Here is a 13,943-nt window from a genome sequence, read left to right as displayed (position 1 = left end):
GTCCGCCGGGCATGGATGCCCGGCGAGCGGACGGCGACAGGGATGTCGCATGGGCGCGTGGCCTGAAAAATCGAGAGAATGAGGACAATTTTGACGGGATCAAAATTGAACAGCCGTAGGCTGGCCCGTAGGGCGAAGGGCATGGATGCCCGGAGTCTCACGCTCCAGAAGCGAAAAGCTGGGGTCGGCCCTGCCGGCCAGGGGATAAGTTCCCCTGGGAGGCATTGGGTGTTGAGGACTTAAAAGTCGTTTATAGAAAACTGCTTCAGTAAAAACGACAGAAGGAATGTACTACGGTTCAATCCAGCCCCATGGCTTTCATTACCACATGCTGTTTTACCGGCAGCAGGCGGTCGAACAGCCGCATACCTTCGTTACGCAACCAGCGCAGCACTGGCTGATCGCTGCCAAACAGTTGCTTAAAGCCTTCCATCACCGCCATGGTACTGAGGTTGTCGGCCTGACGACGACGCTGGTAACGGCCCAGCACCAGTGCACTGCCAATATCCAGACCTTTGCTCTGTGCCCGAATAATTTCCTCTGCCAGGGTCTCAGCATCTTTGAACCCCAGATTCACGCCCTGTCCTGCGAGTGGATGAATGGTATGAGCAGCATCACCAGCTAACACCACGCCTTCGCACCAGTAGGCGCGGGCATGCCGCTGACGCAACGGGAAGCGCGCCTTAGCGGAAGTTTCAACAATCTGACCCAGACGCCCTTCAAATGCAGCGCTGAGTGCCTGATTAAATTCAGCATCGCTCATGGCCAGCACTTCGTCTGCTTCTTCCTCAGAAGTCGACCAGACGATAGAAGCCAGATGCGGATCATGCGGCATGGGCAGGAAAGCCAGCGGACCCTGCGGACGGAAACGCTGCCAGGCAGTTTCCTGCAGCGGCTGTTCACAACGCACCGTCGCCACGATGGCGTGGTGGCCATAATCCCATTCGGTGGTTGGCACTTCCGCCCACTGACGGATACGCGACATGGCGCCATCGGCACCCACCACCAGCTTTGCCTGCAGGGTAGACCCATCACCCAGCGCCACTGGCGTATAGCCATCAGCGCTGCGGTTATCTATGTAACGCACCGGCTGGCTGATCACATCGATACTGCTCAGTGACTGCACACACTGCTGCAGTGCCCACAGGGTCTGGCGGTTTTCAACAATATGCCCCAGCACAGGCACGTGCAGTTCGGCGGCGTTAAAGGTTACTGAGCCGGTGCCTTCCGCATCCCAGACGTGCATATGACGATAGGGCGCAAGACGCTGCGCTGGAATTTTCTCCCACGCCCCCAGTCGGCTCAGGTAGGCCTGACTCTTGGCTGTGAGTGCCGATACGCGCAGGTCGAATGACTGAATATCGGTATTCGTATCCGGAGCGCTGTCACGGAACGCCGGGTCTACCAGCGCGATGGTCAGACCAGCATCGGCCTGCGCCAGTGAAGCTGCTACTGCCTGGCCGACCAGACCGGCACCGACAATCACTACGTCGTACTTCATACTGTTTCTCCGCGAGTCAATTTCGCCGCTCGTTGCCCCAGGCCCATGGCATGACGGGCAAATAAACGCCGCGCTGTAGGCATGGCTGCCAGCGCCAGCAGGCCAATATCGCGCAACACCGACAGCGTCGCCGACTGACTAGCAAAGACCTTAGGCAACAGATCGCTGGCCTGAATGGTATTGCGCTGGTCAGCCTGCTGCTGTTGTTCGTAGCTCTGCAGCAACGTCAGCTCCCCCAGCGGGGTTCCATCAGCCCATGCCTGATTCAGGCACTCCGCCAGCATCGCACAATCGCGAATGGCCAGGTTGAAACCCTGACCCGCCACCGGGTGCAGGCTGTGTGCCGCGTTACCCAGCAGCACCAGAGATCGACGCACCTGCTCGCGGCTGGTGACCAGCGCCAGCGGATAGGATGCGCGCTCACCGCAACGCAGCAGGCGACCGATACGGTGTCCTATCTGTGCCTGCAGACGGCTCAGCAGCTCGTCATCCGGCAAGGCCAGTACGTCATCAATCAATTCATTATTCAGAGTCCACACCACCGCATACTGATTCTTCTGCAGCGGCAGGAAGGCGATCGGACCATCATTGCTGAAACGCTCGTAGGCCCAGTGTCCATGCGGCTTATCGGTTTCTACCTGAGTCACCAGCCCATGCGTACCGTAAGAAGTACGCTGATGCTGAATACCCAGCTGCGCAGCCAATGGCGAGCGCGCGCCATCGGCCATCACCAGCAAGCTGGCCTGTAATTGCTGGCCATCGGCGAAGGTCAGCAAAGCGCCCTGCTCATTCATGCGTACCGAGGTAACTTCAGTCGGTGCATTAATCGTCACGCCCGGCTGCTGCAGCCCCGAGAGCAGGCCCTGACCCAGCACGGCGTTTTCCACTATGTAGCCCAGCGCTTCGGTATTCTGTTCCGCAGCATGCAAATGGGCCTGGCCGAATCGACCCTGATCAGACACCTGAATGTGTTCAATCGCACAGGCACGATCGGCGATGGCCGGCCAGATGCCCAGCTGCTCCAGCATTTGCTGCGTGCCATAGGACAGCGCAGTAGCGCGGCCATCAAAGCTGGGCGGGCGCTGGCTGATATCACCATCCCAGTTCAGGGCTTTCTGATCAATCAGTGTCAGCGTCAGCCCCTCGTTCAGAGCCGGCTGCAGCAGGTGAACCAGACTGGCTCCCACCATACCGGCACCCAGCACGGCGATATCGGTGTGTTGCACTGTGCTTGTCATCGTATTTTCAGCCCGCCATCAGCGCTTCAATCGCATCGACGTCTTTTACCACGCCTGAAGTCAGAACTTTGCAGCCATCTTTGGTGACCACCACATCGTCTTCGATACGAATACCAATACCGCGCCACTTTGGATCAACACTCTCGTCATCCGGTGCGATATACAGACCCGGTTCAATGGTCATCACCATGCCTTCTTCCAGCAGTCGCCATTCGCCATCAATGCGGTATTCACCCACATCGTGCACATCCATCCCCAGCCAGTGACCGGTTTTGTGCATATAAAACTGACGATAGGCCTGTGACTCGATTAATTCTTCCTCGCTACCTTCAAGCAGCCCGTATTCCACCAGACCAGCCACCAGCACACGCACCGCCGCTTCGTGCGGATCGTTCCAGTTGTTGCCCGGCTTCACCACGTCGATGGCGGCATAGTTGGCATCCAGTACCAGCTGATACAGCTTACGCTGAGCTTCGCTGAACTTGCCGTTGGCCGGGAAGGTACGGGTGATATCTGAAGCGTAATAGTCCAGTTCGCAGCCGGCGTCGATCAGAATCAGGTCACCGTCTTTGATCTGGTCAGTATTCTGGGTGTAATGCAGGATGCAGGCATTGTCGCCAGTACCGACAATGGACGGATACGCCGGCCAGCGCGAACCGGCAGCCATAAAGGTGCGCATCAGTTCGGCTTCCAGTTCGTACTCGTACATACCCGGTTTCACCATCTGCATCGCCCGGGTATGAGCATCGGCACTGATATCACAGGCGCGCTGCATCACTTTTACTTCTGCAGCGGATTTAATCAGGCGGATTTCATGCAGCAGATGGTCGAGAGCACTGAACTCACGCGGCGGCGTAGCACCATTCCGTACCTGAGTCTTGATGTGGTTAACCCACTGCATCAGCTGGTTGTCGAAGTTAGGGCTGACCCCCAGGCTGGCATAAACCCGATCCTTACCTTCAATCAGGCCCGGCAGAATGTCGTCGATATCACTGATAGGGAAGGCATCATCACAGCCGAGGAGTTCCGGTGCCGCTTCCGGACCGACGCGACGGCCAGTCCAGATTTCCTGTTCTTTTATTTTTTCCTGACAGAAGAGAACGTACTCGCCATGCTCACGACCCGGGATCAGCACCACCACCGCATGCTCTTCGGCAAAGCCGGACAGGTAATAAAAATCCGAATCCTGACGGAACGGGTGCTCAACGTCGCGGTTACGGATGGTAGTCGGCGCCGATGGTATAATCGCAATGCTGTCAGGGGTCATCAGATCCATCAGCTGACGACGACGTTTTGCGTATTCCCGTGAATCGAGTTTCATAGCAGCCTCTTTTGTCTTTATCAGTGCAGGGTCTTACCGGATTTATCCGCTTGCTGGTTCATGGCGTAAAACACCGTCAGTGCCGCAACACGAGCGTGTTCCGCCAGCTCCAGATAGAGAATTTCATTTTGCGGGTCCTGCGGATCATCCAGCTGTGCCTGTGAAAAGGCATCCAGATCCTGCAGCACTTCCATTACATCACCCGGCACCATACCCTGAATACGACCAGAGGCACCGAAGCCATCGAGGAAGCCCTTGCTCCACTGCGCCAGACAATCCACCTGCTCATCGATATCCGCATCTTCGTCGGCAGGCAAAAGCAGTACAAAATCCATTGCCTCACCGGCCAGACCCGTAAGTACCCCGGCATAGAAATCTTTCAGCAAGGCTGCCAGTTTTTCATTCGGCGCCTCTTCAAGTTCGAGATAGTCCTGTGCTTCCTGCAACCACATATCAGTGGTGAGACGAGCACCCGCAGCCAGGTAACCTGTCAGCCAGCCATGCAGTGCAGACGGCGTCTGAAAACAGCCGCATTCAACCCAGAGGTCAGCAGCGTCATTAAAATCGATGGTCATATCAGATCCGGTCATTCGTAAAGGCGTCATTCTAACACCCTGAACGGCGTAATATCTGCGCCAGACAGAATAATCATGCGTCAGGCCGGAGAGCACATTGACCGCCACCGGAGCCGCCTCTTATAGTAAGCCGATTCTCACTAATTCCGGGACAGTGATGCAAAATCCTGAACTTCAGAACCTGCAGCGCAAAATCGAAAAGCTGTTAAGCGTGCATGAAACGCTGCGCGAGCAGAATCGCGCCATGCGTGCCGCTGAAGCCGAGTGGCAGGCTGAACGCGCCAAGCTGATGCAGCAGAACGAAATTGCACGCCGAAAAGTAAACGAAATGATCACCCGCCTGCAGACTCTGGAGCGTAACAGTGGCTAATTCCCCTAAAACTCTGGAACTGATCATTCTCGATCGTGAATACCGCATCAACTGCCCACCCGGTGCAGAAGAACATCTGCGTGATGCAGCACGCTTTCTCAATGAGAAAATGAGCGAAATCAAAAACGCCAGCAGTGCCAGCGGCAAAGTGCTGGGCACCGACCGCATTGCGGTTATTGCTGCGCTTAACATCGCCCACCAGCTGCGTCAGCTGGAAGCCGATCAGCAGGAAGCATTGCAGGGTGTCAGCCAGCTTACTGAGCTGATAGATGACGCATTGGAACAGGATATGCAGCTCGAACTGTAAGCACTGGTAAACCTTTCAGCTTACAAATTCCCCGTTATTTCCCGTACTTCTCTGGTATACTGCGTCGGCTCCCTGGGGTGTTTGCCAGTCGATAAAGACCTGAGCCGATGCATTTTTTTATGGAAGGTTTCACTCGCTGATGTGCGCATGTCCGCCTGACGGAAAGCCTTATTCAGTGTCTGGCCTGCCACCTTGGGCCACAGGGTTCAAGGGCTTTATTTACGACAGCGGCACAGTGGGGAGCACCTCTGATGAACTCTTCGTTCTCAGTCACTGAGCGACAGGCGATCCGTCGCAGCATTCGTCAGCAACGCAATCAGCTTTCGCGCAGCTTTCGCCAGCAGGCAAGCCGCCACCTGTTACGATCACTGCGCCAGTCTCCCTCCTTCGCTTTCTCAAAACGCATCGCCGTCTACCTGACCAACGATGCCGAGATTGATACCGCAGTGCTGCTCAAAGATTTACAGCAGCGCCAGCGCCATATCTTTCTGCCAGTACTGCACCCGCTGCGTAAAGGGCACCTCAGTTTTATCCGCTACCAGCGCACAACGCGTATGAGCCGCAATCGCTTTGGCATCTCAGAACCGGACTTCAGACACAGCAAATCGGTGTCAGCCCGCTTTATCAGCCTGATATGTATGCCGCTGGTTGCCTTTGATGAACAGGGTAATCGCCTGGGAATGGGCGGTGGATTCTACGACCGCACACTGGCGTTTATGCATCAGCCCGGCCCGCGGCCGGCGCTGATTGGGCTGGCGTATGAATTGCAGAAACAGCCTGCACTTCCATGCGAGCCCTGGGATATTCCACTCGCCGCCGTGGCTACAGAAAAGCGTCTGTATCAGATTCGCTGAACCCGCGTCACGAGTACAATCAGCGGATACTGTTTTCCATCGTCATTAACGAAGCCGGGCGCGAAGGCTCCGTGGTAGCGCTTGTTACCGCTGCCCCCAGCAGAACAACCACCGTCAGCAGAATCAGAATATCTGGTTTTTTCATTGTTATTATTTCTCCACGACAAACTTTACCAGGAGTTTGTAACTGTCATCAGGGACCTGTCCCGTGTAGGCTTAATTGCTGAACTGCCCCCGGCACACAGCAAATCCCGCACCACTTTATAATGGGAAAGTATGAAACACTGGTTACTGAAATCTGAGCCCGACACCTTCAGCTACAGCCATCTTGCTACGGCACCGGACCGGCGCACAGTATGGGATGGCGTGCGCAATTATCAAGCACGTAACATACTTCGGGATGAGATATGCCAAGGAGATCTCATATTTTTTTATCATTCCAGCTGCAAACAGCCGGCGATTGTCGGAATTTGCCGTGCAACCCGCACCGGCATTGCCGATCCATCCCAGTTTGATCCTGCTTCCCCCTACTTCGACCCGAAGTCATCTGCCGACAATCCGCGCTGGATAACCATTGAAGTCGAAGCAGTCAATGCACTGCATCCTGCCATTACGCTGAAGCAGATGCGCACGGATAGTGCACTGCAGGATATGGCACTGCTGAATCGCTCACGCCTGTCAGTACAACCGGTCAGCGATCAGGAATGGCAGCACATCATGTCACTGACACGCAGCGTGTGAACAAACCAGTTTACCCACAGGTCGTAGTGACCGAACCCGGCCAGAGCAACAGTCTTTGCGGTTGCCGGCATTGTGCTTCAGCACCCTGGGCCGCGTCAGACTGCGGGCTACCGCTAAAAGTTCAATTCGAAAGGAAAACCACACTGTGGCTTTGCGTGTGCAGGGGTAGCAAACACTACCCCTATTGCGATGGCAGCCATAATCCGCCGTTACTGCGGAAACACTGGCTGAAACTGAAGCAGCGTTTGCATCAGCTGGTCAGAAGGCGATAGCTTTTCCAGGATTAACGATGCGATACACCTGCTGAAACAGGTCACCGGTATCCAGCAACGAATTGCCTTCAACGATCTGGCCGTGTCGCACTTTCCAGAAGGTAGCTGCGTGCAGTGCCACCATCTTATCCACAGGATGGAAGCCCATCAGCGGCTTGATCAGGGTACCGGAGAAGGTCGATTGAGTGACAATCAGATTCCCCTCAACAACGATTTCTTCGATTGATATGGAAAAGTCTTCCATGCAACCGCGAATCTGCTGAATCAGGGCTTCCATGGCATCAATCCCCATCGGGTCATTGATCATGCTGGCGTAGTAGGTGAAGTCACGCCCCAGCAACGATTTCGCCAGGTGAAACCGTCCCTGATTCCAGGTCAGCTCGATGAAATTACTCACCAGCTTCTTGTTGTTTTCTGCATCCACACTCATGCGCGTCCCCAAGCAGCGTCCTGCCGCATTGCCAATAAGATGTAACCAAACGTAAATGGTAAGGAGACCATAACATTTCAATTAGGACAATAAAGGACAAAGAGATCAAAGGGGGCATTCCTGTCCTGAGCGGTCACTTCAGGCCAGCCATTCGCGAATCTGATCGTACATCTGCTGACGTACTGCCGGTGATTCATTTACCAGATGGTGCTGCCCACCCTGAAGAATGTGCAGGCGTCGCGCCGGAAACATCCGCTCCAGCGCTTTCATATTGTATTCCCAGTCGACTGTCTGATCGGCGTCGCCCTGAACGATATTCACAACCAGCTCCGACGCCGGCTGTGCTTCGATATAGCTGATCCACTTCTTCAGAGCACCAACCCAGCGTACACTCAGGTGACGTGGCTGCAGAGGGTCCTGTTCAGCAATAAAGCGCAGGAAATCAGAATCGGCTGAGTTCTGATTGAATTTTCGTCGGATACGCCGCACAAACAAGCTGGCAAATGTATGAACAAAGCGGCCGGTATTCCAGCCTTTCGGACGCACCAGAGGCGCCATCAGATTAACGTCAGCAAATGGACTCAAGGCAGTGGTGAGCTTACGTTTCAGCAGGTAGTTAATCAGGATCGCTCCGCCGGTACTCTGGCCAAAAGCGTGCACAGGCCCCGGCAAAGCTTCCTCCGTGCGCTGCAGCACCTGACTCAATACCTCGTCGTACTCCTGAAAGCTGCTGATAGCCGCTCGCTCGCCACTGGACAGGCCGTGTCCGGGCAAATCGAACGCAACGACATTCCAGCCCTGCTGCAGACAAAAGCGAATCAGTGATCCATAGATACCGCAGTGGTCATAGTAGCCATGAACAATAAGGGCTGTACCTTTTGACTGCTTACGTCGCCAAACCTGAACCGCAATCTGGTACCCCGCCGCCTGCATTAAGCCGGCGTAATGGCCGTCGCTTGCTTCCTCAGTAAATGAAGTTCCGTAATCTTCGCAATACGCCTGCCACTGCGCGCCCTCATTTCGTTGACTGAGTGTCCAGTCCATGGGAGTCAGCTCGGATACTACGCCGTTACGGGTCCAGTTCATTCATGCTCCGCAGAGGTTATCGATACAAAACTCAGAATATAGTAGCAGACAAAGCACCCGCCGCCTGCCGGAAGAGCATATTTTCAGTCTGGCGTATGAGGCAAGAGGAAGCTTGGGGCTTGGGGCTTGGGGCTTGGGGCTTGGGGCTTGGGGCTTGGGGCTTGGGGCTTGGGGCTTGGGGCTTGGGGCTTGGGGCTTGAGGCTTGAGGCAGCATCCGGCGTCAGACGTCTGACGTCTGACAAGCATAAAAAAAGGACGCCGAAGCGTCCTTTTTATTACTGCTATCTGATAATCCGAAGATTACAGAGAGTAGACCATGTCAAACTCTGCTGGGTCCGTTTAAGAGTTGTGTTCGCGAACACACCGAGCCCAACAGCTTTGATAACAATAAAAAAGGGCCGCCGAAGCGACCCTCTTTCCACTCACGTAATCGGGAGATTACAGAGAGTAGTACATGTCGAACTCTACTGGGTCCGGTTAAGAGTTGTGTTCTGAACACACCGAACCCGCAGTTTCTGATAAGAACAAAAAAAGGACGCCGAAGCGTCCTTTTTATTACTGCTATCTGATAATCCGGAGATTACAGAGAGTAGTACATGTCGAACTCTACTGGGTGAGTAGTGTGTTCTACACGGTATACATCTTCCATTTTCAGGTCGATGTAAGCTTCGATCATGTCTTCAGTGAACACGCCACCTTCAGTCAGGAACGCGCTGTCAGCTTTCAGGCTGTCCAGAGCTTCACGCAGAGAGCCACAAACCTGTGGAATCAGCGCAGCTTCTTCAGCTGGCAGATCGTACAGATCTTTGTCAGCTGCATCGCCAGGGTGGATCTTGTTCTTAACGCCGTCGATACCAGCCATCAGCATCGCTGCGAATGCCAGGTATGGGTTAGCCATCGGATCAGGGAAACGTGCTTCGATACGTTTGCCTTTAGGAGACGCAACGTAAGGAATACGGATAGAAGCAGAACGGTTACGAGCTGAGTAGGCCAGCATTACCGGAGCTTCGAAGCCTGGGATCAGACGCTTGTAAGAGTTAGTAGACGGGTTGGTGAACGCGTTCAGTGCTTTAGCGTGCTTGATGATACCGCCGATGTAGAACAGAGCAGTTTCAGACAGGCCAGCGTAGCCGTCACCAGCGAACTGGTTAACGCCATCTTTCCAGAAAGACTGGTGAACGTGCATACCAGAACCGTTATCACCAACGATTGGCTTAGGCATGAAGGTAGCAGTTTTGCCGTATGCAGCAGCTACGTTGTGAACAACGTATTTCAGCATCTGAACTTCGTCAGCTTTCTTAACCAGAGTGTTGAACTTAACACCGATTTCGTTCTGACCAGCGTTCGCCACTTCGTGGTGGTGAACTTCAACGTCCAGACCGATAGCCATCATGGTGTTACACATAGCAGCACGGATGTCGTGGTGGCTGTCTACTGGTGGTACCGGGAAGTAACCGCCTTTAACGCGTGGACGGTGACCCAGGTTACCGCCTTCCATTACTTCTTCAGTTGCCCATGCGCCTTCGTCAGAGTTGATCTTAACGAAACAGCCCTGCATGTTCTGACCCCAGCGAATGTCATCGAACATGAAGAATTCTGGCTCAGGACCGAAGAACGCAGTGTCACCCAGACCGGTAGACTGCAGGAATGCTTCAGCGCGCTTAGCAACGGAACGTGGATCACGCTCGTAGCCCTGCATAGTAGAAGGCTCGATGATGTCACAACGCAGAACCAGGGTAGCGTCTTCAGTGAACGGGTCCATGAAGCAGGTAGAATCGTCTGGCATCAGGATCATGTCGGATTCGTTAATGCCTTTCCAACCAGAGATAGAAGAACCATCGAACATCTGGCCAGTTTCGAAGAATTCTTCTTCTACGTAAGAGGCAGGGATAGTAACGTGCTGCTCTTTACCCTTGGTGTCAGTGAAGCGCAGGTCAACCCACTTCACATCATTTTCTTTGATCAGATTCAGAGTGTTCTCTGACATTGTGTTGTCTCCAGATGCTGGTTCAATAAGTTACAGGGGTGAATCCCCGGCTTGCCATGCTCGGTATTGGAGCAATTAGTGTGCCATTTAAGACTAAGCCACAACCCGCGTAACATCTGGGGGATTCGGGCCCTTTAAATGCACAAATGCACCATTCTGAAACACGACAGGAAAGTTATGCACCATTTTAGGTCTTTACAATCGGTCGCATATGCCAGTCAGAACAAGCACGCACATTATAGGTTCACTGAGCGCCGCCAGTATATGGTCTCAGCACAAAAACAGCGCCTTTCAGTCAGTTTTTTGCGCATTGCATATTCACTGAGCAATATGCACTGTTTCTGATCGTTTTTTATCCATCAAAAATCCGAACCCACTCGTCACACACCCACCCCTGTTTACAACCAATTTTGCCGAGGAAAGTTTGCAACTACGGGCGTCTTACGCAATTTAGTGGTCACGTTCTGACCGCTTTTCAGGTATAATCCGGCCTCATTTTTTTCTACATACTTTCACCAGGGCCTTTCTTGTGATTGATAACCTAAGAAACATTGCCATCATCGCGCACGTTGACCATGGCAAAACCACACTGGTCGACAAACTGCTTGAGCAGTCCGGCACACTGGACCGCAACCAGGGCGGTGAGCGGGTAATGGACTCCAACGACCAGGAGAAAGAGCGTGGTATTACCATTCTGGCGAAAAACACCGCCATCAAATGGAATGACTACCGCATCAACATCGTAGACACCCCTGGACACGCTGACTTCGGCGGCGAAGTTGAGCGTGTGATGTCTATGGTGGACTCCGTATGTCTGCTGGTTGACGCAGTTGATGGCCCAATGCCTCAGACTCGTTTCGTTACGCAAAAGGCGTTCGAGCGTGGACTGCGTCCAATCGTTGTTATCAACAAGATTGACCGCCCGGGTGCTCGCCCTGACTGGGTAATGGACGAGATCTTCGATCTGTTCGACCGTCTGGGCGCTACTGAAGAGCAGCTCGACTTCCCGGTTATCTACGCATCCGCTCTGAACGGTATCGCCGGTAACGATCCGGACGACATGGCAGAAGACATGTCGCCACTGTTCCAGATGATCGTTGACCACGTTCAGCCGCCAGCGGTTGAGATCGATGGTCCGTTCCAGATGCAGGTTTCTGCACTGGACTACGACAGCTTCGTGGGCGTTATCGGTGTTGGCCGTATCACCCGTGGTCGCCTGAAGCCTGGCACCGACATCCAGCTGATCGACATCGATGGCAAGGTACGTAAAGGCCGTATTCAGCAGGTTAAAGGCTTCCATGGTCTGAACCGCGTAGACGTTGCCGAAGCCACTGCTGGTGACATCGTTTGTATCTCTGGTGTTGATGGTCTGAACATCTCTGACACTCTGTGTGCCGTTGGTAATGTTGAAGCACTGCCACCACTGAGCGTGGATGAGCCAACTGTATCCATGACCTTCCAGGTGAACGATTCTCCGTTCGCTGGTAAAGAAGGTAAGTTCGTAACCTCGCGCAACATCAAAGACCGTCTGGATCAGGAACTGATCCACAACGTTGCACTGCGTGTTGAGCCAGGTGACAGCCCTGAGAAATTCAAAGTTTCCGGCCGTGGTGAACTGCACCTGTCGGTACTGATCGAAACCATGCGTCGCGAAGGCTTCGAAATGGCGATTGGTAAGCCAGAAGTTGTGCAGAAAGAAGTCGACGGCGTGCTGCAGGAACCATACGAGCAGGTCGTGATCGACGTTGAAGAAGAGCATCAGGGCTCTATCATGGAAGAGATGGGTAACCGTCGTGCCGAAATGACCAACATGGTTCCGGACGGCAAAGGTCGTGTACGTCTGGAGTTCATCGCTCCTGCGCGTGGCCTGATCGGTTTCCGTGGTCTGTTCCTGACCCTGACTTCAGGTTCCGGCATCCTGACCAACGTATTCGACCACTACGGTCCGATCCAGACCTCTCTGGGCGCTACCCGCCACAATGGTGTTCTGGTATCCATGGTTCCTGGTAAAGCACTGGCTTACGCCCTGTTCACTCTGCAGGATCGTGGTCGTCTGTTTATCGGTCCTCAGACTGAAGTGTACGAAGGTATGATCGTTGGCCTGCACAGCCGTGATAACGACCTGGTGGTTAACCCTACCAAGGCTAAGCAGCTGACCAACGTTCGTGCCTCTGGTACTGACGAAGCACTGACCCTGACTCCGTTCGTACGCCATACGCTGGAACAGGCTCTGGAATTCATCGAAGACGACGAACTGGTAGAAGTAACACCGGTCAGCATTCGTCTGCGTAAGAAGTTCCTGACCGAGAACGAGCGTAAACGCGCGAAGAAGTCCTGAGTGCAGAAAAAAGCTGGCCATGAGCCAGCTTTTTTTATGCCTGTCATTCCGCAGACTGAGTTTCAGCTATGCTGTAGAAACCTAAACCGGAGTTCGCTATGCGCCGATTGGTTACTCTTACTCTGTTTCTTTTCAGCAGCCACCTGTGGGCTGAATCTCTGGTGCTCGGCTGCGGTAATTCACAACCCCCCTACGTCATCCCTCAGAATGACCGCGGAATCGCGCTCGAGCTGATGAAGCGCATCATGGCAGCGCAGGGATATCAGCTATCCACTCAATACGACTCGGTCTCCATCCTGGTCAAACGCTTCAACAACCGGGAAGTCGATATTCTGTGCGTGGCGAATCCGACCGTTACGCCCAACGCTTATTTCTCCACTTTCCCGCTGATGGTGTTCCATAACGAAGCCATAACCCTGAGTAAGAACGATATCGAGCTCACATCCATATCACAGCTCAGCCAGTATCGTGTTGGAGCCTTTAATTTTGCCCGCCGACTGGCGCCCGAACCCTTTGCCGACAGTGTGAGCAAGAGCCCTGAGTACAAGGAATACCCATTGCAGGAACAACAGGTGGCCGATCTGTTTGCCGGCAAAGTCGATGTCATCATCATCGATCGGATGATCTTCCGCTATTTCCTGAGCAAGCTGCGCCGCGCCAATCCCGGTGATCAGACTCTTAAAGCAGCCTTTACCAGCCATCCTTTATTTCATCCGACCCGCCACTACGCAGCATTCCATTCAGAAGGCATTCGTGACGCCTTCGATATGGGCATGAAAGATATGCATAAAAGTGGTGAGTATGACCGGGTAATCAACAGCTACGAGAAGCTACTGTCCGACTACCTTTTCCGCTGAGCATAAAAAAACCCGGCCAGGGCCCACTAGTGTCCCACAAATTTTCATTTGAACTTTTGTGGGAT

Annotated in this window: 15 protein-coding genes and 1 other RNA gene; 8 read left to right on the top strand and 8 right to left on the bottom strand. The window is 53.8% G+C overall.

Annotation, left to right across the window (positions count from 1 at the left end; all coding sequences use genetic code 11):
* Positions 1–298: 298 nt before the first annotated feature.
* From I9W95_RS09640 to I9W95_RS09625, 4 genes are read right to left on the bottom strand one after another with little or no spacing between them, the layout of a single operon-like run.
* Positions 299–1,501: a UbiH/UbiF/VisC/COQ6 family ubiquinone biosynthesis hydroxylase gene (locus tag I9W95_RS09640; protein WP_225674281.1), complete on the bottom strand. Its 1,203-nt coding sequence runs from the start codon at positions 1,499–1,501 to the stop codon at positions 299–301.
* Positions 1,498–2,739, bottom strand: coding sequence for a 2-octaprenyl-6-methoxyphenyl hydroxylase (gene ubiH / locus I9W95_RS09635; protein WP_225674279.1), 1,242 nt, complete (start codon positions 2,737–2,739; stop codon positions 1,498–1,500). Before ubiH ends, I9W95_RS09640 begins: the two co-directional genes overlap by 4 nt.
* A 7-nt stretch (positions 2,740–2,746) precedes the next feature.
* Entirely contained in the window at positions 2,747–4,060 is a 1,314-nt protein-coding gene (gene pepP, locus I9W95_RS09630; protein WP_225674276.1) for a Xaa-Pro aminopeptidase, read from the bottom strand.
* 20 nt (positions 4,061–4,080) lie between these two features.
* Positions 4,081–4,635 (bottom strand): UPF0149 family protein, encoded by a 555-nt coding sequence (locus tag I9W95_RS09625; protein WP_225674274.1) that lies wholly within the window; start codon positions 4,633–4,635, stop codon positions 4,081–4,083.
* A gap of 157 nt (positions 4,636–4,792) precedes the next feature.
* Between I9W95_RS09625 and I9W95_RS09620 the strand changes: the two genes are divergently transcribed.
* The 4 genes from I9W95_RS09620 to I9W95_RS09605 all read left to right on the top strand — a co-directional run bounded on the left by I9W95_RS09620 (position 4,793) and on the right by I9W95_RS09605 (position 6,166).
* Entirely contained in the window at positions 4,793–5,005 is a 213-nt protein-coding gene (locus tag I9W95_RS09620; protein WP_225674272.1) for a TIGR02449 family protein, read from the top strand.
* On the top strand, positions 4,998–5,312 hold the full coding sequence (locus I9W95_RS09615; RefSeq protein WP_225674270.1) for a cell division protein ZapA: 315 nt from the start codon (positions 4,998–5,000) through the stop codon (positions 5,310–5,312). The genes I9W95_RS09620 and I9W95_RS09615 overlap by 8 nt, the downstream gene beginning before the upstream one ends.
* Before the next feature lie 66 nt (positions 5,313–5,378).
* Positions 5,379–5,558: non-coding RNA, 6S RNA (gene ssrS / locus I9W95_RS09610), on the top strand.
* A 5-nt stretch (positions 5,559–5,563) separates the two neighbouring features.
* Positions 5,564–6,166: a 5-formyltetrahydrofolate cyclo-ligase gene (locus I9W95_RS09605; RefSeq protein ID WP_225674267.1), complete on the top strand. Its 603-nt coding sequence runs from the start codon at positions 5,564–5,566 to the stop codon at positions 6,164–6,166.
* 19 nt (positions 6,167–6,185) lie between these two features.
* On the opposite strand, the gene I9W95_RS18400 is transcribed toward I9W95_RS09605, so the two are convergent.
* The gene (locus tag I9W95_RS18400; RefSeq protein WP_263866165.1) at positions 6,186–6,311 is read right to left on the bottom strand and encodes a hypothetical protein; all 126 of its coding nucleotides are present in this window, start codon (positions 6,309–6,311) and stop codon (positions 6,186–6,188) included.
* Between the two features lie 131 nt (positions 6,312–6,442).
* Here I9W95_RS18400 and I9W95_RS09600 point away from each other — a divergent pair, with 131 nt between their 5' ends.
* Together I9W95_RS09600 and I9W95_RS18590 are read left to right on the top strand one after the other, a co-directional pair.
* Positions 6,443–6,907 carry an EVE domain-containing protein gene (locus I9W95_RS09600; protein WP_225674264.1) on the top strand — a complete coding sequence of 155 codons (465 nt, stop codon included), beginning with the start codon at positions 6,443–6,445 and terminating at the stop codon, positions 6,905–6,907.
* Positions 6,871–7,179, top strand: a complete 309-nt coding sequence (locus tag I9W95_RS18590) for a CDGSH iron-sulfur domain-containing protein (RefSeq protein ID WP_225674262.1) — start codon at positions 6,871–6,873, stop codon at positions 7,177–7,179. The genes I9W95_RS09600 and I9W95_RS18590 overlap by 37 nt, the downstream gene beginning before the upstream one ends.
* Here the strand turns inward: I9W95_RS18590 and I9W95_RS09590 are convergent.
* The 3 genes from I9W95_RS09590 to glnA form a co-directional block, all read right to left on the bottom strand.
* A complete protein-coding gene (locus tag I9W95_RS09590) occupies positions 7,166–7,609 on the bottom strand; it encodes an ester cyclase (RefSeq protein ID WP_225674260.1) in 444 nt (147 codons plus the stop codon). The two genes, I9W95_RS18590 and I9W95_RS09590, sit on opposite strands and share 14 nt — an antisense overlap.
* A 138-nt stretch (positions 7,610–7,747) precedes the next feature.
* Complete coding sequence (locus I9W95_RS09585) at positions 7,748–8,695, bottom strand: alpha/beta hydrolase (RefSeq protein ID WP_225674258.1); 948 nt, start codon at positions 8,693–8,695, stop codon at positions 7,748–7,750.
* A 581-nt stretch (positions 8,696–9,276) separates the two neighbouring features.
* Positions 9,277–10,683: a glutamate--ammonia ligase gene (glnA, locus tag I9W95_RS09580; RefSeq protein ID WP_225674256.1), complete on the bottom strand. Its 1,407-nt coding sequence runs from the start codon at positions 10,681–10,683 to the stop codon at positions 9,277–9,279.
* 529 nt (positions 10,684–11,212) lie between these two features.
* On the opposite strand from glnA, the gene typA reads away from it, so the two are divergent.
* Positions 11,213–13,021 (top strand): translational GTPase TypA, encoded by a 1,809-nt coding sequence (typA, locus tag I9W95_RS09575; protein WP_225674254.1) that lies wholly within the window; start codon positions 11,213–11,215, stop codon positions 13,019–13,021.
* Between the two features lie 98 nt (positions 13,022–13,119).
* Positions 13,120–13,878: a substrate-binding periplasmic protein gene (locus tag I9W95_RS09570; RefSeq protein ID WP_225674252.1), complete on the top strand. Its 759-nt coding sequence runs from the start codon at positions 13,120–13,122 to the stop codon at positions 13,876–13,878.
* Positions 13,879–13,943 lie beyond the last annotated feature (65 nt).

The sequence above is a fragment of the Thalassolituus marinus genome, from assembly GCF_020320395.1.
In the GTDB taxonomy this organism is placed as follows: domain Bacteria; phylum Pseudomonadota; class Gammaproteobacteria; order Pseudomonadales; family Oceanobacteraceae; genus Venatoribacter; species Venatoribacter marinus.
This window is presented reverse-complemented; position numbering and strand designations above follow the sequence as displayed.